The sequence below is a fragment of the Clostridium sp. UBA4548 genome (assembly GCF_002387895.1).
Lineage (GTDB): Bacteria > Bacillota > Clostridia > Clostridiales > Clostridiaceae > Clostridium_J.
The window spans coordinates 61,275-78,252 of sequence record NZ_DGLI01000021.1 but is presented as its reverse complement, the minus strand read 5'-3'; the positions used below and the strand labels follow the sequence as shown (position 1 = coordinate 78,252).

Sequence of the window (16,978 nt, the reverse complement as noted above, 5' to 3'; positions counted from 1 at the left end):
AGCTTATTTTAACATTAACTATTTTTCATAAATATGTTATGTGGGGAGGTCTTTATAATTTTATGAAAATATTTAAGAAAATTAAATTATTTTTTTTCTTACTTATAGGTTTAGGTGTAATAATAATTGCAAGTTCTTTTACAATGAAAAAAGATTTGCAAAAAAAATGTGATTTAGTTACCGAAAAACTCATAACCATATCTGAACTAGCTACTACAAAATATAACTACTCAAATGTGATTTCAATAAATGACAACTTGAAATATAAGGATTTTATTATACCCTTTACTGAAAAATCCTTTGTTGTAAAATATAATGGCTATGTTACTGCTGGAATTGATTTAAGCCAAGCTAGAACATCTATAGATAACAATGAACTGTTTATTATTCTACCTCCTAGCAAAATTCTTAACCATACCGTTAATGAAGATGAAATTTTCATTTTCGATGAAAAGTCTTCCGTTTTTAATAAACTCCATATTGATGATATGTTAAAGGAAATAATCGCTGAAAAAGGCACTATGGAAAGTAATTTAATTAAAGAAGGCTTCTTAGATAAGGTTGACGCTGACACTATAAAGTTTCTTAAGGATTTTTTTAAGGAACTAGGCTATGATGAAATAAACATCTCTATTGAAAAATCTAAATAAATAAAGCCTATATCTTAGGCTAATCCTAAAATATAGGCTTTATTACTAATAAAGCTACCAGCTTCCTGAGGAACCTCCACCACCAGAGGAGCCTCCACCAAAACCTCCAAAGCCTCCACCTGAACTTCCTCCAGAACCACCACCGAAGCCTCCGCCACCGCCTCTTCCTCTTCCACCAAATATATTGTTCCAAAATATTAGTTTGAATAAAAAGGTAGTAACTCTTCCCCTATTGAATATTAAATCTAATAAGAATAAACCTAAAAATATTCCTAATGGAAGTGGATTAGAATTTCCTCTAGTTGAAGTATTATCACCTCTACTAGGTAAGGTTATTTTCTGAGATTTATCTAAAGTAACCCCATATTCCTTTGCTATATAATCACTCATAGTGCTATAACTTGCTAAAAGACCTTCACCATAATTTCCACCTTGAAACTTAGGCTTAGCTATTTCTTCCATTATTCTACTAGTTAGCACATCTGGTACAGCACCTTCAAGTCCCCTTCCCACTTCTACTCTCCACTTTCTATCATTAAGAGCAAGAAGTATTAGTAGCCCATTATCCTTCTCTTTCTGTCCTATGCCCCAGGTCCTAAATAACTTTAATGCATATTGTTCTATGGGAGTACCCTTTGTAGTGTTAATAACTACAACCACCGCTTGTGCTCCAGTTTTATCCTCTAGCTCTTTTCCAATAGATACAATACCTTCAATTTCACTTTTGCTTAAAGTTCCAGTGTAATCATTAACATATTTATAGGGTGTTGGATTTGGAAATCCTTCTGTTGCCTTTGCAGTAAAAGGTAATACAGTAAATAAAAATAATAGAAGAGAAGTTACTATTATTTTTATAGATTTATTATTTTCCATAGCTTTCATTACTTACTAAAATCTACTTTTGGAACTTCTTTAGCTCCTTCAGCAGCTTTGTAAAGTGGTTTTTCTTCAAAGCCAAACATAGACGCAACTATATTACTTGGAAACCTTCTCCTCTTTGTGTTATATTCTGTTACTGCGGTATTATAATCTTGTCTTTTAACTGCTATTCTGTTTTCTGTTCCTTCTAACTCAACAGATAAATCCCTAAAATTTTGGTTTGACTTTAACTCAGGATATCTCTCAACCACTACTAAAAGTCTTGAAAGAGCTCCAGATAAACTAGCATCTGCTTCTGCCTGTTCTTTAATATTTTGTGCTCCTGCAAGCTTTGCTCTGGATTCTGCAACCTGAGTAAAAATTTCTTTTTCTTGAGAAGCATACCCTTTAACAGTTTCTACAAAATTTGGAATTAAATCGGATCTTCTTTGTAAGTCTGTGTCTATATCTGCTTGTGCACTATTCACATTTAATTCTAGAGCCACCAAACTGTTGTAAGTTCCTACTATTGGAATAGCTATTAATGCAATTATCACTATAATAGCGATTAATACCTTTAGTCCACCTTTCATATCTTTTCCTCCTTAATAAAGTGTTTTTTAAACATATCTTCTATAAAGTTTATTGTTATATTGTTGCATAAAGAACAACTTTTAATCCAAATAATAGATAAATAACTTCATTTAAAATAACTTAATAAGAAAAGCAATTTATTCTTAACTTAAGAGATAGTTTACCCATAATAAAGTCACAATATTAAGTTTTGCTGAAAATTTAGGTGTAAAAAAACCTCATAATTCAGCCTTTGTTTTGTTCGGCTATAAATTATAAGGTTATTTCATTTAATTATATTCTACCTAGCTCCACAAATAAGCATTGTTCATGCTCTATCTTAAAGCCCATTTCCTTAGCCTTTCTTATAACATCCTCATCATAAGATCCTGGCTGAAACCAAAGATTTTCAATTCCTGCTGCTCTAATAGCTTCTAAAGAGTTTATTGCCACCTTAGGATTAACAATTATGTTTATTGCTTCAATGCCTTCAGGTAACTCTTCTACAGAGTGATATATTTTCATTCCTTCAATTTCTTCATACTTAGGATTAATACCATATACTGTATACCCTTTTTCATCTAGCCTTTTTAAAATTTTATATCCAAATCTACTTTCATCTGGCGTAGCTCCAAGTAATGCCCAAGTTTTAAAGTTTAACATTTCATTCATAGCGTGTCCTCCTTAATCTATTTAGGGTAAAATTAGTTTTCCCAATAAAATTAATTCCATAATATATTTATTACTAATACCTGTCAACAATTCCTTTACCCACATTTTTTCATTAGCCAAATATGAGGTTTTGTTATATAATATACTAATGTACACTAATAAGAATTTAGTGTAGCACATATTCGATTATATGATTAATTATTAATACTTAAGTAATTTAGAAAAGGGGATTGACATGAGTAAAATAGATGAGATTGGTGTTGATATGATCGAAAGCGACTTAAGATATCTTAATTTGCTATCTCAAAAGTTTCCAACAATTTCTGATGCTTGTACTGAAATAATTAACTTAGAGGCAATTTTAAACCTTCCAAAGGGTACAGAACACTTTTTAACTGACATCCATGGTGAGTATGAGGCCTTTGAACATGTTTTAAAAAATGCTTCAGGCGTTATTAAAAGAAAAGTAAATGATATTTTTGGAAATACTCTAAGAGAATCAGAAAAGAAGGATTTATGCACCCTTATATATTATCCTGAACAAAAACTTGAGTTAACACTTGCAAAAGAAGATGATGTGAACGATTGGTATAGAATAACTCTACATCAATTAATTCAAATATGTAGAAATGTTTCTTCAAAATATACTCGTTCAAAAGTAAGGAAAGCCCTACCTAGCGACTTTGCTTATATTATTGAAGAATTATTACATGAATCTCAAGTTAGACCTAATAAGCATGATTATTTTAATGGAATTATTAATACAATTGTAAGTATTGGAAGAGCTAATGAATTTATCATTGCAGTTTGTAATGTAATTCAAAGACTTACTATAGATAGACTTCACATTATTGGAGACATTTATGATAGAGGTCCTGGTGCTCACATAATTATGGACACCATTATGAACTATCATGCAGTAGACATCCAATGGGGAAATCATGATATTCTTTGGATGGGAGCTGCTGCAGGAAATGAGAGTTGTATTGCCAATGTCATAAGAATTTGCACTAGATATGCAAACCTAGAAACTTTAGAAGAAGGTTATGGCATTAACTTGTTACCTCTTGCTACCTTTGCTATGGATACTTATAATGATGACCCTTGTAAATCCTTCAAACCTAAAACTGGTCCTGATGATGTTTATAAGGAAAAAGATTTGAAGTTAATGGCTCAAATGCATAAGGCTATATCTATAATTCAGTTTAAACTTGAAAGTGAAATAATTAAAAGACGACCAGATTTTGAGCTAGATCATAGACAGTTGTTAGATAAGATTAATTTTGAAAATGGCACGGTAATGGTGGATGGTAAAGAGTATAAGTTAAATGATACTAACTTCCCAACAATAGATCCTAAAAATCCATATAAACTTACTGATGAAGAAAAAGAACTTGTTACAAAACTAAAATTCTCTTTCTTAAATAGTGAAAAACTTCAAAAACATGTTAGATGTCTATTTTCTAAAGGAAGTTTATATCTTAAATATAATTCAAATCTTCTTTACCATGCCTGCATTTCTCTGGACAATAATGGTAACTTTAAAAAAATTAAGTTAATGGGTAAAGAATATAGCGGTAGAGAATACATTGATAGAGCAGAAAGATTAGCTAGAGAAGCTTACTTTAACAAAGGAAGCCATGCCGCTAAGCAATATGGTCTAGATTATTTATGGTATCTTTGGTGCGGAGCTGACTCTCCCCTGTTTGGTAAGAGCAAGATGGCTACCTTTGAAAGATATTTTATTAGTGACAAAGAAACTCATAAGGAAATTAAAAATCCATATTATGAACTTAAAGATAACGAAGAAGTTTGTGATAGGATTTTAAAAGAATTTGGCCTTGACCCTGAAATTTCTCATATAATTAATGGTCACATGCCTGTTAAGACTTTAAAAGGAGAAAGCCCTATAAAAGCTAATGGTAAGCTTTTGGTTATAGATGGTGGTTTTTCTAAGGCATATCAACCTGAAACCGGTATTGCTGGATATACCTTAATATATAACTCTTACGGTTTACAACTTGTTCAGCATGAGCCTTTTGAATCTACTCAAAAGGCTATTGAAGAAGGAAAAGATATTTTATCTACTAGCTTCATATTAGAACGTACTGCAGATAGAATGAGAATTAGGGATACTGACATAGGTAAAGATTTAATAGGTCAAATAGCAGACCTACAAAATCTTCTTATGGCCTATAGAAAAGGGATAATTAAAGAATTAAAATAAGATAACTTGTATACAATTTATCTTTTAGAATTTCCTTATTTAACTTAATAGAAAACCTTCATTTGTGACAAATCCAAATGAAGGTTTTTTAATATAACTTTTAAAGAAATAAAAACAGAGAGAAAGGGGGATTTCTCTCTGTTTTTATTTAGAAATTATTATTAACAGAATTTATTTTGTTAACTATTCCTATTATAGCCACTATATTTAATCTTAAACAATTTACCTTAAAAGTTTTCCACTTATTCTATTTTAAGACTTGCCTTCATATTTTGACCATTTCTCACAAATTCTATTTCAATGGTATCTCCATCTTTATGAGTATCCTTAATTTTATTTAACTCTTCAACAGTTTCAACCTTCTTACCATCAAACTTTATAATAACATCTCCTGGTTGAAGTCCACCCTTTTGAGCTATACTGAAATTAGCTACATTAGTAATATATACTCCTACAGGCACCTTATACTTCTCTGCTAATTCCTTCGTTACATTTTGAACTGTTATTCCAAGAGTTATTTTTTGTTTTACTAAGTTTTCTAACTTTGTAGTTACATCATTGATTGGTATAGAAAAGCCTATCCCTTCTATTCCATTACCACTTAGTTTTGCTGTATTAATTCCAACTACTTCTCCTCTAGCATTTATTAGAGGCCCTCCACTATTTCCAGGATTTATAGCTGTATCAGTTTGAATTAAATTCATTTTCTTTCCATCTATTTCTACATCCCTACTTACTGCACTTACGATTCCTGTAGTAACAGAACCCAAGTACTCTTTTCCTAGAGGATTACCAATTGCAACAACTTGTTCCCCTACTTGTAAACTTTCTGAATCTCCTAAGGTAGCAACTGCTGGAAGTTCTACTTTATCTGTAATTTTTAAAACCGCTAGGTCTGCTTCTTGATTATAGTTTACGATTTTAGCATTAACTTCCTTTCCATTATTAAATATTACCTTTACTTGATTAGCCCCTGAGATTACATGGAAGTTTGTTAAAACATATCCCTCTTCTGAGAATATAAATCCTGATCCTATACCCTCCTGAGGTTCCATATTAAACCCAAATATGCTTGTTGAAACAGATTTAGTTGAAACTCCTACTACTGCTGGAGAAACTTTAGTCACTATCTCTGGTATATTTATACTGCCTACAGCAGTAGGTGCCACCACTGTATTCCCATTATTAGCACTCTTTTGCTGAGTTACTGGTGTATTTGTGTTTTTCATGGTGGTATATGTTACTGCTCCACCTACTGCCCCTCCTAGTAATGAGCAAATAAGTGCTACTGCCACCACAGAACCTAACCTACCCGTTGTCCTTTTTCTTTTTATCTTAGCATCCTGATAAACATAAGGATTGTTATAAATTTCTGTATTTTTAAAGCTTCCATAGGTTGAGCTATCATAGTTCATATTATTATTTTCTGGCATAGTATTAAATTTATTATCTTTATTATTGAAGTTATCCATTTTTAAATCCTCCCTTAATTAAATCTCCCTATAACTATATTATCTCCATTTATGTGTCAATTCAGTGGCGACTTTGTGAAAAATTTTAAAATTAAATATATTTATCACTATGTTTATGTCATAATTATTTTGTATTAAATTTAAACTATATAGGTTTAATCTACTTTTATATAAATTTCTTAGTCCTTTTAGTCTATGAATTTAAATAGTAAATTATTTGCTTGCAATAATATTTCTTAACGACTAGGCAAAATTGCATTTCTCAAGCAAATTCTAGTGTATGAAATCTCTATTAATTTAAAGGAGCTGAATATAATGTTTTATTTAATTTTAGCTATAATTTGTAGCTCTTCTATTGCATTAATTTTTAAATATACCGAAGGGAATAAGTTAAACCGCTATGCAGTAACTTCTTCTAATTATTTCGTTGCATTTCTAGTAAGCATTACCCTGTTTCTATGGAATAATTCTTTAAGTTTTCCTTTAAGCTCTTCACTACATAAGTTTAGCACAGAATTTTCCTCAGTGGTTCTTTCTAATAATAAATTATTTTCCTCTGAAGGTAGCTTTATTTGGGCAATATTAGTGGGAGCTATAGCTGGAATATTCTTTTTTCTCTCCTTTATTTATTATCAAAAAAGTGTAAGAGAAAATGGTGTTGGTCTTTCTGGAACCTTTGGAAAGCTTGGAATTCTTATACCAATGATTTTTTCAATTATTCTTTGGAATGAAATTCCAACAACTCTTCAGTGGACTGGCATAGCCTTATCTTTAGTTTCTATTATTATAGTAAACCTATCCTTTAAAGATTTTTCTTCAAAGAGTTTTAATTCTACATTAGTGTTATTATTCATCTTTGGAGGCATGGCAGAGTTTTCTAATAAAATATTTCAAAAATATTCTATAACAGAGTATAAGGACTTATTCTTATTTTTTGTCTTCCTGGTAGCTTTTCTTATTAGTATCTATTTTACTATTAAAGAAAAGAAAAAAGTTTCTGGAAATGATATACTACTAGGTCTTATCGTAGGAATTCCTAACTTATTTTCTTCTTATTTTTTAATTCTTGCACTAAATTATATAAATACCTCTGTAGCCTTTCCAATATATAGTGCCGGAAGCATACTACTAATCAATTTAGGTGGCTTTGTGTTGTTCAAAGAGAGACTCTCTAGAAAAGATACCTTTGCCGTAATGATGACTCTAATTGCCCTTATATTAATTAATATGTAACTTTTTATATATTTAAGCTGTTATACCTATAATAAAAGAAATGCTAATATTTAAATATATCAGCATTTCTTTTGTTTATAGATATTATATGTGTGCTTATAAACCAAACTTACTTTGAAAACATATTTTTCATTAATTTCTCCATACACCTAAGAATTAAATTGTTTTATATCTAATTATGTTTGCATGAGTTAGTGGAAGGCTATTATCATCAGCTTCTGCATCTCCATTATTAACCATTAAGTTAACTCCAAGTTCTGACGCATACTCTTCCTGTCCCATGGATTTATTATTATTCATAGATGAAAAATCTTTATTGTTTTGGCAGGTTCCATTATAATCATAGTTATCTCTATCATATCCAAAAGTCATTTCATCTCTAAGCTCTACGTTTTCGTAGTCATCCCTAAGATTATCAAAAGTAATTTCCTCTGCAAACTCATTTTCAAATATATCTACTCTATTATCAAAGTTATTATGAGAATGGTATGGAGTACCATTAGATGTGGAAGTTTCACTTGTCATCTGTGCCTGATTATTAGCTTCATCAACTTTCTCCCAAGCTGATTCAACACCTGGATGAGCAACTCTAAAATCCCCAAAATAATTATGCTTGTTAGATGGATATATTGGACTTGATTTTTTATTAGCCATAATTTCCCTCCTCAAAATCTTTATATTTATAGGTTGCTTGAATTTGAGAGAAATTATGTATATTTTATAAGCTTAAAGCAATAATATTTTCTTATTTTTGTTAAGAACTTTGAATCTGAAGGTTTATCATAGAAATATTTTAAAATGTAGCAATATTCATGTAAGTTTATATGAATTACTCTAAATTTATCACTGAAAGTCGGAAAAAATGTGTTTGCAAAATTCATAATTTTGTAACAACTATCTTGAAAGTATGTTATAATTTTATTAATAATACAAATTATTTACTAATAATTATTTCTTTATTATATGTGTATGACATTTATTTCTATTCTCAATATAAAGTTATAGGTGGTGAGTAATTTTGAAAAACTTATTAGTTTTTGCAAAAAAATTTTTACTTCAAGCTTTTTTAGTTCTCCTAATCTTATTTCTTGCCTGGGGAGTAAGCATTAAAAATTATTTTTTATTTCACTCCGTCATTGAAATTATTACCATAGCAGCAGGTTTTAGTGCTATGCTAGTTTCCATAAAAACTCATAATATAAGCAATAATGATTTTTTCCGCTTTTTAGGTATAACCTCTGGCTTTGCCATGGTTATTACTCTAATCCATGTCATCACATATAAAGGTGCTGCCATTTTTACAACTGATCCAAATATCCCTACTCAACTTTATATCTTTTATAAATACTATGAGTGTATTTCTCTGGTATTTGCTTTTTATTTCATTAGTCACAAACTCAACATTAAAAAAATTATTATTTCAAATCTTATACTTATAGTTATTTTTATATGGACTATACTTTTTTCAAACTCTTTTCCTGATTGCTATAATGAAAGCACAGGTTTAACTTTTTTTAAGATTTTTAGTGAGTTCCTATTTTGTATATTCTATATAGTTATATTAACTTTGATTAAATTTCAAACCCTTGAAGCTTCAAAGTACAAGCTTAATTTAATATCAATTTCTATAATATTTAAGCTTATGAGTAGCCTATGTTTTTCTTTTTATACTGATGTATATGGTAGATTTAATTTTTCTGGCCATATTTTTAACTTTATATCTTATTGTCTATTTTACACCGCTTTGTTTAAAGGTGTAATAATTGATCCTTATGAAAGCCTAGTTGAAAAATTAACAGCTAAAACCAATGAGTTAGAAATTGCTAATAAACACCTTATAGCTGCAAAGTTAAAGATAGAAAAGGACTATAAATACAATGAAAAACTTATCAACTTTCTTCCAGATGGAATATTAATATTAGAACATGAAAAAATCATTTATTCTAATAAAAGATTTATGGATATGTTTCACTTATCAAGTTTAAAAGACATCTTAGGAAAGGATATCTTTAGCATTATAGATAAGCCCTATCATCCACTATTGTTTAGCAGACTGAATGCATTAGATAAAAATATACTCCTCTCCCCTGTAGATTATGAAATTCAGATTAACAATAAAAAAATCTTTGCTGAGGTATGCTCCTTATTTACAGCCTATCAAGGAAGTGAACAACTAATTATGGCAATTAGAGATATCAGTGATAAAAAGAGGGCTGAGGATATGTCTCTTAAGCTTCTAGAAATAGAAAAAGCAGAAGAGCTTAAAAATGAATTTTTTATAAACCTATCTCATGAGCTTAAAACTCCTATTAATGTAATGTATTCTGCTCTTCAGCTTCAATCTATTTATTCAAATGATCCTGTTTCAATCTCTAAGTACAATGATTTAATGAAAAAGAATTGTTTAAGGTTAATAAGATTATCAGATAATATGCTTGATATTACTAAAATTCAGTCAGGTTTCTTAAAGCCCAAACTTATAGTTGAGAATATAGTTCCAGTTATTGAAAATATATCTTTGTCTATTATTGATTATTTACAATTTAAAAGCCTTAATCTAGTTTTCGATACAGAGTATGAGGAGCTTTATGCTAGCTTCGATAGGGGTCTACTAGAGAGAATATTATTAAACCTTTTATCCAACTCAATTAAGTATGGTAAAGAAAACGGTCATATATATGTTAATATTTATACTGAAGAAGATACTATTGCTATATCTATAAAGGATGATGGTATAGGTATGCAATTAGAAGATCAAAAAAAAATATTTATGAGATTACAAAAACTTGATAATTCATTATCTAGAAATACTGAAGGAAGTGGTGTAGGCTTATTCTTGGTTAAATCTTTTACTGAAATTCAACATGGAACTATTAGCTTTACAAGTAAACCTGATGAAGGTACTGAATTCATTATTAGATTCTCTCGGATTTATGAATGTGAAGAAGTTTGTGCTACTATTGATAATTCAGATGTATCCATCTTCAAAGATACCATGGAAAAGGTGGACATAGAATTCTCTGATATATACACCTAACCCTATAATTATTAAAACTAAAGTACCGAACATAAATATTTAATAATAAAAGATCTTCATGACACCTTGTATTTCCTAAAAGTAAAAATGCAAAGTTACTAAACTATGTAACTTTGCATTTTATTTTTTATGTTATTATTCTTATTTGTTTGTATAAAGTTCTATAATTTTAACCACTAATTCTACAGCCTTCTCTATTGATTCTGTTGGTACGAACTCAAACTTACCATGGAAATTATGTCCGCCTGCAAATAAATTTGGTGTTGGAAGTCCCATGTAAGATAATCTAGCACCATCAGTACCTCCTCTAATTGGAACTACCTTTGGAACTATATCTAATGCTTTCATTGCTTCTACTGCTGTATCAACAACATGCATTACTGGTTCAACTTTTTCTTTCATGTTATAGTAAGAGTCTTTAACTGTAATTTCTACAGTTCCCTCACCATACTTTTTATTTACTTCTTCAGCAATTCTTATTATGTTTGCTTTTTTAGCTTCAAAGCTATCTTTAAAGAAGTCTCTTATGATATATGACATTTCTGTTCTCTCAACAGAACCTGAGAAACCATTTAACATATAAAAACCTTCATAACCTTCAGTATGTTCTGGTCTTTCATTAGCTGGTAACATGCTATTTAGTTCCATTCCTATAAATTGAGAGTTAATCATTTTATTTTTTGCAGAACCTGGATGCACGTTTCTTCCATTTATAACTATTTTAGCTGAAGCAGCATTGAAGTTTTCATATTCTATTTCTCCAATTCCACCACCATCTAAAGTATAAGCAAAATCAGCATTGAATTTTTCTACATCAAAGTGATCAGCTCCAGCACCTATTTCTTCATCTGGAGTAAATCCAACTCTAATAGTTCCATGTTTTATTTCTGGGTTTTTTATTAAGTATTCCATAGCAGTAATAATTTCAGCTATTCCAGCCTTATCATCTGCTCCTAAAAGACTGTTTCCATCGGTAGTTATTAAAGTTTTACCTATGTAATCCTTTAACTCTGGGAAGTCTTTTGGTGAAAGAACTGTAGTTTCATTTAACTTTATATCTCCACCATCATAGTTTTCAACAAACTGAGGATTAACATTAGCTCCTGAATAATCTGGAGCTGTGTCCATATGAGCAATAAATCCTATTGTTGGTATTTCTTTATTAGTATTTGCTGGTAATGTAGCCATTACGTATCCATTTTCATCTATAGTAACGTCACTCATTCCAATTTCTTTTAACTCTTCTACTAACTTATTAGCAAGAACCATTTGTCCTGGAGTACTTGGAGTAACACCAGTTTCTGCATCTGATTTAGTATCATAAGCTACATAGCTTAAAAATCTTTCTACAACCTTTGACATATCTATCCCTACCTTTACTTAAAAAATTTGCAAGTTTTAATATTATTATACTACCTTTTGTAAACATTCTCAATTTCTTTTGCAAAATTTAGTTAAATTTAATATTTTCTTGTAAGATTATATCTTTAAATCCTCCATTACTATTGTGCTAAAAACTTTCAATAAATATTATAAATAATTCATATAAAAAAAGTAGTAAACCTATGTTTATAATTCAATTAAATTGGTATAATTTACTTGCAAGTATATATTTGATTGGAGGACTAAAAAATGATAGATTTTACTAAAGGTTTAAGTTTCAATGAGTACTTAGAAAAACAACACCAAAAATATGGAGATGTTCAGGATAAAGCTTACGAAACTACTGAACTTACTACCCAAACCAAAGATCTTGTAAAAGCATTAGATAAAACAATTCATGCTGCAGTTTTTACAGAAGGCTTTTGCCCTGACTGCATCGTTACTATACCATTTATACAAAGAATGGCTGAAGAAAACCCAAATCTAAAACTGCACTTTATGCCTAGAACTGGCTTTGAAGCCTTCCTTGAAGAAGCTGTTGGAGATGCAAGAATTCCAACTATCATAACCTTTGATGGGAATATGAACCCTAAAGGTGCTTATGTTGAAACTCCTAAAGCTTTAAGGGACAAAATGATAGGATTAAACAATGAAGAAAAAAAATCTTTAGTTGTTGACTATAGAGCTGGAAAATATAATGATCTAGTAGAAAAAGATCTATTAGAAATAATACTATAAAATTCAATACATCCCATATTATAGGAACAAGGAGTAAAAACTTAGTTTATACAATAGTCTGCTCTGGTTCCCCTAAAGCTTTTGTAGATGAATAAAATACATTTTCACCTTAAAAGCTCATAAAGAGACTCTGAAGGATATTTTTATATCTTTTACAGTGTCTTTACATAATTTTGCACATAATAAAAGTTCCGTTAAAAAGTATAATACATTTTTAACGGAACTTCTTTCTTATATTTTAGTATAAACATTTAATTTTGTTTAAACTTTAAATTCTAGCAACACCAATTTCTCTAGCTATACGCATCACTTCTTTTGCAACTTCATCTGCAACTCTTTTATCTAATGCGTTAGGAATTATATATTCCTCATTTAATTCTTCTTTGGTAATTAAGCTAGCTATAGCTCTAGCTGCTGCAAGCTTCATATCCTCATTTATTTCCTTTGATCTCACTGCAAGGGCACCTTTAAATATTCCTGGAAATACTAATACGTTATTTATTTGATTTGCAAAGTCAGATCTTCCTGTGGCAATAACCCTTGCTCCCCCTTTTTTAGCTTCTTCTGGCATTATCTCTGGAGTTGGATTTGCCATAGCAAATATTATTGCATCCTTATTCATAGTTTTAACCTCTTCAGCTGTTAAAACTCCTGGAGCTGATACTCCAATGAATACATCTGCACCCTTTATAACTTCAGACAAACTCCCACTTTCCATGCCTTTATTAGTATCCACTGCAATTTCTTGTTGAGCTGGGTTTAGCATATCTGCCCCCTTAAAGATTGCTCCTTGCCTATCACACATTATTATATTCTTAGCACCAGCATTAAGAAGTAACTTGCAAACAGCTATTCCTGCTGAGCCTGCTCCATTTATAATAATTTTTACCTCTTCTATTTTTTTATTTACAACCTTTAAAGCATTGTATAGTCCTGCTAACACTACTACTGCAGTACCATGCTGGTCATCATGAAAAACAGGTATGTTAAGTTCTTCCTTTAATCTTTTTTCTATGTAAAAACATTCTGGAGCCTTTATATCTTCTAGGTTTATTCCACCAAATACAGGTGCCATAAGTTTAACTGTTTTAATTATTTCTTCTGGATCTTCTGTATCTAAACATATAGGAAATGCATCTACTCCTCCAAATTCCTTAAATAACAATGCTTTTCCTTCCATTACTGGAATTCCTGCTTCTGCTCCAATATTCCCAAGTCCTAACACTGCTGTACCATTTGATACAATTGCCACAGTATTCCCCTTAATAGTGTAATCATAAACCTTATCCTTATCCTCTGCAATTTCTACGCAAGGCTGAGCAACTCCTGGGGTGTAAGCTATAGAAAGATCTTCTCTCGTTTCAATCTTAATCTTTCCTACAACTTCTAATTTCCCTCTCTTTTCTTTGTGCATTTTTAATGCCTCATCACCATATGACATAACTTAACACCTTCCTAAAAAAATTTTATCTTTATTGCTTTCCATTAAAATACTCACAATGAGGAGCCAATGGACAAATATCACATTTGGGCTTTCTTGCATTACAAATCTTCCTACCATGCCAAATAATATAGTGATGTGCATCACTCCACATACTTTTAGGAATATTTTTCATAAGCTTTTCTTCTACTTCTTCCACATTCTTTCCCTTTGCAAGACCAATTCTATTCGAAAGTCTAAACACATGAGTATCTACAGCAATAGCTGGAACTCCAAAAGCATTAGAAAGCACCACATTTGCAGTTTTTCTACCTACCCCTGGAAGCTCTATAAGCTCTTCCATAGTCTTTGGAACTTCACCCTTATGTTTCTCTAAAATTCCTCTGCAAGCTCCTAAAATATTTTTACTTTTATTTTTGTAGAAGCCACAACTCCTTATTTTCTCACCTAGTTCTTCTTCTGTTAGGGTTACAAAAGCCTCTGGGGTATTATATTCCTTATAAAGTTCTTTAGTCACCATATTAACTCTTTCATCTGTACATTGAGCAGAAAGAATTGTAGAAATTAAAAGTTCAAAGGGACTATTGAAATCCAATCCGCACTTTGCACCCTTGTAAGTTTCTTCTAATATACTTAGAACCTCTCTTCTTTTTTCACGATTCATAAAGTTACCTCATTTCACCATTGTCTTATTACTCTATAAAAAGGCTTCTTCCACTATTATTATAACAAAAGTAAAAGTTAAATATAGACCTTCCTATTAAAAACTTATTATATTTCTATTATAGAATTTTTATAGGCTTCCTCAGTCAAAAATTAATTTATTCATCTTTCAAAAGCCTTAAGGTAATCACTGTAGGTTCTATGTGCAAAATTAGTCTTGAATCTGGTTCCATATTCATAAATTTCCAAGATAAAAGTTTATTTGTATATAAAAAAATAACTAGAAGAATCTATATGTTAACAACAAAAGAATTCTTCTAGTATATATCTTTTTTAAAAACTAATTATAATTTTTAGAACCTTACATAAATAGCCCTGCACCTGGTCCTAAAGGCAATCCTAAAGCCATCCATATTACTAAAAGGATTGTCCAGAAAATTAAAAAGGCAATAGAGAATGGTAACATCATTGATATTAATGTTCCAATACCTGATTCTTCATCATATTTCTGCATGAACGCAACTATAACTGCGAAATAAGCCATAAGTGGAGAAATGATATTTGTTGCTGAATCACCTATTCTATATGCTACTTGAGTTAATTCTGGTGAATACCCTAATCTCATAAACATTGGTACAAAGATTGGAGCCATAATAGCCCACTTTGCAGAAGCAGATCCTATAAATAGATTTATGAAGCCAGTAACTAATATAAAGAGTATAAATAATACTGGACCTTTCATTCCTATAGCTTCTAATAATACAGCACCCTTAACTGCTAAGATAGTTCCAAGGTTAGTGTAACTAAAATATGCTATAAATTGAGATGCAACGAAAGCAAGTGCAATGTATCCACCCATTGATGCCATGGATTTAGATAACTTTGCAGCTACATCTTTTTCTGACTTAATTGTTTTTGCAAACTTTCCATAAATAACTCCTGGTACAAAGAAAAGTATTGTTATTATTGGTACTAATCCGTTCATTAATGGAGAGTGATCAATTAAACTACCATTCTTAGGATTTCTTAAAAATGATGCTTCTGGTATACAAAGAGCTACAATTAAAACAACTAGAGCTAATATTGATAAATTTGCATATTTTAAGCCTTTTTTCTCATCATCACTTATATAACTTATTTCTGTATCAATATTCTCAACTTTTTTATTATAAGTACCTAGTCTTGGTTCAACAATTTTTTCTGTTATTATTGTTCCAATAACTGTAATTACAAATGTAGATACAAACATAAAGAAATAGTTAGCTGTTGGTCCCACTACGTAATTAGGATTCAATATTTTTGCCGCCTCAGTACTTATACCACCTAACATTGGGTCTGTTGTTCCAATCAATAAGTTGGCACTAAAACCTCCTGAAACTCCTGCAAAAGCTGCTGCTATTCCTGCAAGAGGATGTCTTTTAAAAGTTAAAAATATAAGTCCTCCTAATGGAACTAATACAACATAACCTGCATCTGATGCAATATTAGACATTACTCCTAATAAAACTACCATAGGAGTAACTAGTTTGCTTGGAGTTATAGATACTACCTTCTTAAGAACTGCGGAAATATATCCTGTTCCTTCTGCAACTCCCACACCCAGCATGGCAACTAGTACCATTCCAAGTGGTGCAAAATTTGTAAAGTTCTTTACTGCATTCTCTAGCATATACTTAATTCCATCTGCACTAAGTAGATTAGTTACAGTGACTGTTTGTTCCTTTAATTGCATAGTTTTTGGATCAATTAACTCTGCAGTTACTGAAACTCCTGTTAATGAAGCTATAGCCGAAACTACCATTATTGCCACACAAAATATTCCAAATAAGGTTATTGGGTGTGGTAATTTGTTTCCAACTCTCTCTACTCCATCCAAAAACTTCATAGTTAAACTTTTTCTTTTTACACTGTTTGAATTCGTTTTCATAAAATCCCCCTTAAATCACTCATTTTTTTACTTAAATTTCAATTTATCACAATTAGATAATTAAAAATTAAAATTTAATTAAAAATTGAACGAAAATTTCGCAT

14 protein-coding genes are annotated in these 16,978 nt (G+C 30.5%); 5 read left to right on the top strand and 9 right to left on the bottom strand.

What is annotated here, in order from left to right:
* Positions 1–62: 62 nt before the first annotated feature.
* Entirely contained in the window at positions 63–650 is a 588-nt protein-coding gene (locus tag B3040_RS06875) for a DUF4230 domain-containing protein (protein WP_291571549.1), read from the top strand.
* A 54-nt stretch (positions 651–704) separates the two neighbouring features.
* On the opposite strand, the gene B3040_RS06870 is transcribed toward B3040_RS06875, so the two are convergent.
* From B3040_RS06870 to B3040_RS06860, 3 genes are all read right to left on the bottom strand, one after another.
* A complete protein-coding gene (locus B3040_RS06870) occupies positions 705–1,532 on the bottom strand; it encodes a TPM domain-containing protein (RefSeq protein ID WP_291571547.1) in 828 nt (275 codons plus the stop codon).
* A complete protein-coding gene (locus B3040_RS06865) occupies positions 1,532–2,101 on the bottom strand; it encodes a LemA family protein (RefSeq protein ID WP_291571544.1) in 570 nt (189 codons plus the stop codon). Before B3040_RS06865 ends, B3040_RS06870 begins: the two co-directional genes overlap by 1 nt.
* 274 nt (positions 2,102–2,375) lie before the next feature.
* Entirely contained in the window at positions 2,376–2,753 is a 378-nt protein-coding gene (locus B3040_RS06860) for a CoA-binding protein (RefSeq protein WP_291571541.1), read from the bottom strand.
* A 235-nt stretch (positions 2,754–2,988) separates the two neighbouring features.
* Between B3040_RS06860 and B3040_RS06855 the strand changes: the two genes are divergently transcribed.
* The gene (locus B3040_RS06855; RefSeq protein WP_291571539.1) at positions 2,989–4,980 is read left to right on the top strand and encodes a fructose-1,6-bisphosphatase; all 1,992 of its coding nucleotides are present in this window, start codon (positions 2,989–2,991) and stop codon (positions 4,978–4,980) included.
* A 242-nt stretch (positions 4,981–5,222) separates the two neighbouring features.
* Here B3040_RS06855 and B3040_RS06850 read toward each other — a convergent pair whose 3' ends face one another.
* The gene (locus B3040_RS06850) at positions 5,223–6,452 is read right to left on the bottom strand and encodes a S1C family serine protease (RefSeq protein ID WP_291571536.1); all 1,230 of its coding nucleotides are present in this window, start codon (positions 6,450–6,452) and stop codon (positions 5,223–5,225) included.
* A 315-nt stretch (positions 6,453–6,767) separates the two neighbouring features.
* Between B3040_RS06850 and B3040_RS06845 the strand changes: the two genes are divergently transcribed.
* Positions 6,768–7,685, top strand: a complete 918-nt coding sequence (locus B3040_RS06845) for an SMR family transporter (RefSeq protein WP_291571533.1) — start codon at positions 6,768–6,770, stop codon at positions 7,683–7,685.
* Between the two features lie 156 nt (positions 7,686–7,841).
* On the opposite strand, the gene B3040_RS06840 is transcribed toward B3040_RS06845, so the two are convergent.
* A complete protein-coding gene (locus tag B3040_RS06840) occupies positions 7,842–8,339 on the bottom strand; it encodes a hypothetical protein (protein WP_017413438.1) in 498 nt (165 codons plus the stop codon).
* A gap of 364 nt (positions 8,340–8,703) precedes the next feature.
* On the opposite strand from B3040_RS06840, the gene B3040_RS06835 reads away from it, so the two are divergent.
* Positions 8,704–10,722: an MASE3 domain-containing sensor histidine kinase gene (locus B3040_RS06835; protein WP_291571529.1), complete on the top strand. Its 2,019-nt coding sequence runs from the start codon at positions 8,704–8,706 to the stop codon at positions 10,720–10,722.
* 141 nt (positions 10,723–10,863) lie between these two features.
* On the opposite strand, the gene pepT is transcribed toward B3040_RS06835, so the two are convergent.
* Positions 10,864–12,084, bottom strand: coding sequence for a peptidase T (gene pepT, locus B3040_RS06830; RefSeq protein ID WP_291571525.1), 1,221 nt, complete (start codon positions 12,082–12,084; stop codon positions 10,864–10,866).
* A 270-nt stretch (positions 12,085–12,354) separates the two neighbouring features.
* Between pepT and B3040_RS06825 the strand changes: the two genes are divergently transcribed.
* Positions 12,355–12,843 carry a thioredoxin family protein gene (locus B3040_RS06825; protein WP_291571523.1) on the top strand — a complete coding sequence of 163 codons (489 nt, stop codon included), beginning with the start codon at positions 12,355–12,357 and terminating at the stop codon, positions 12,841–12,843.
* A gap of 268 nt (positions 12,844–13,111) precedes the next feature.
* Here B3040_RS06825 and B3040_RS06820 read toward each other — a convergent pair whose 3' ends face one another.
* The 3 genes from B3040_RS06820 to B3040_RS06810 form a co-directional block, all read right to left on the bottom strand.
* A complete protein-coding gene (locus tag B3040_RS06820; RefSeq protein WP_291571521.1) occupies positions 13,112–14,284 on the bottom strand; it encodes an NAD(P)-dependent malic enzyme in 1,173 nt (390 codons plus the stop codon).
* A 31-nt stretch (positions 14,285–14,315) separates the two neighbouring features.
* Positions 14,316–14,948 carry an endonuclease III gene (nth, locus tag B3040_RS06815; RefSeq protein ID WP_017413443.1) on the bottom strand — a complete coding sequence of 211 codons (633 nt, stop codon included), beginning with the start codon at positions 14,946–14,948 and terminating at the stop codon, positions 14,316–14,318.
* Between the two features lie 360 nt (positions 14,949–15,308).
* Positions 15,309–16,874, bottom strand: coding sequence for an AbgT family transporter (locus B3040_RS06810; protein WP_291571518.1), 1,566 nt, complete (start codon positions 16,872–16,874; stop codon positions 15,309–15,311).
* Between the last annotated feature and the right edge of the window lie 104 nt (positions 16,875–16,978).

Excerpts from the sequence above, each read along its gene's own strand:
- B3040_RS06820 (WP_291571521.1), bottom strand. The coding sequence starts at position 14,284 with ATGTCATATGGTGATGAGGCATTAAAAATGCACAAAGAAAAGAGAGGG.
- B3040_RS06855 (WP_291571539.1), top strand. The coding sequence starts at position 2,989 with ATGAGTAAAATAGATGAGATTGGTGTTGATATGATCGAAAGCGACTTA.
- B3040_RS06865 (WP_291571544.1), bottom strand. The coding sequence starts at position 2,101 with ATGAAAGGTGGACTAAAGGTATTAATCGCTATTATAGTGATAATTGCA.
- B3040_RS06810 (WP_291571518.1), bottom strand. The coding sequence starts at position 16,874 with ATGAAAACGAATTCAAACAGTGTAAAAAGAAAAAGTTTAACTATGAAG.
- B3040_RS06870 (WP_291571547.1), bottom strand. The coding sequence starts at position 1,532 with ATGAAAGCTATGGAAAATAATAAATCTATAAAAATAATAGTAACTTCT.
- B3040_RS06860 (WP_291571541.1), bottom strand. The coding sequence starts at position 2,753 with ATGAATGAAATGTTAAACTTTAAAACTTGGGCATTACTTGGAGCTACG.
- nth (WP_017413443.1), bottom strand. The coding sequence starts at position 14,948 with ATGAATCGTGAAAAAAGAAGAGAGGTTCTAAGTATATTAGAAGAAACT.
- B3040_RS06840 (WP_017413438.1), bottom strand. The coding sequence starts at position 8,339 with ATGGCTAATAAAAAATCAAGTCCAATATATCCATCTAACAAGCATAAT.
- B3040_RS06825 (WP_291571523.1), top strand. The coding sequence starts at position 12,355 with ATGATAGATTTTACTAAAGGTTTAAGTTTCAATGAGTACTTAGAAAAA.
- B3040_RS06850 (WP_291571536.1), bottom strand. The coding sequence starts at position 6,452 with ATGGATAACTTCAATAATAAAGATAATAAATTTAATACTATGCCAGAA.
- B3040_RS06845 (WP_291571533.1), top strand. The coding sequence starts at position 6,768 with ATGTTTTATTTAATTTTAGCTATAATTTGTAGCTCTTCTATTGCATTA.
- pepT (WP_291571525.1), bottom strand. The coding sequence starts at position 12,084 with ATGTCAAAGGTTGTAGAAAGATTTTTAAGCTATGTAGCTTATGATACT.
- B3040_RS06875 (WP_291571549.1), top strand. The coding sequence starts at position 63 with ATGAAAATATTTAAGAAAATTAAATTATTTTTTTTCTTACTTATAGGT.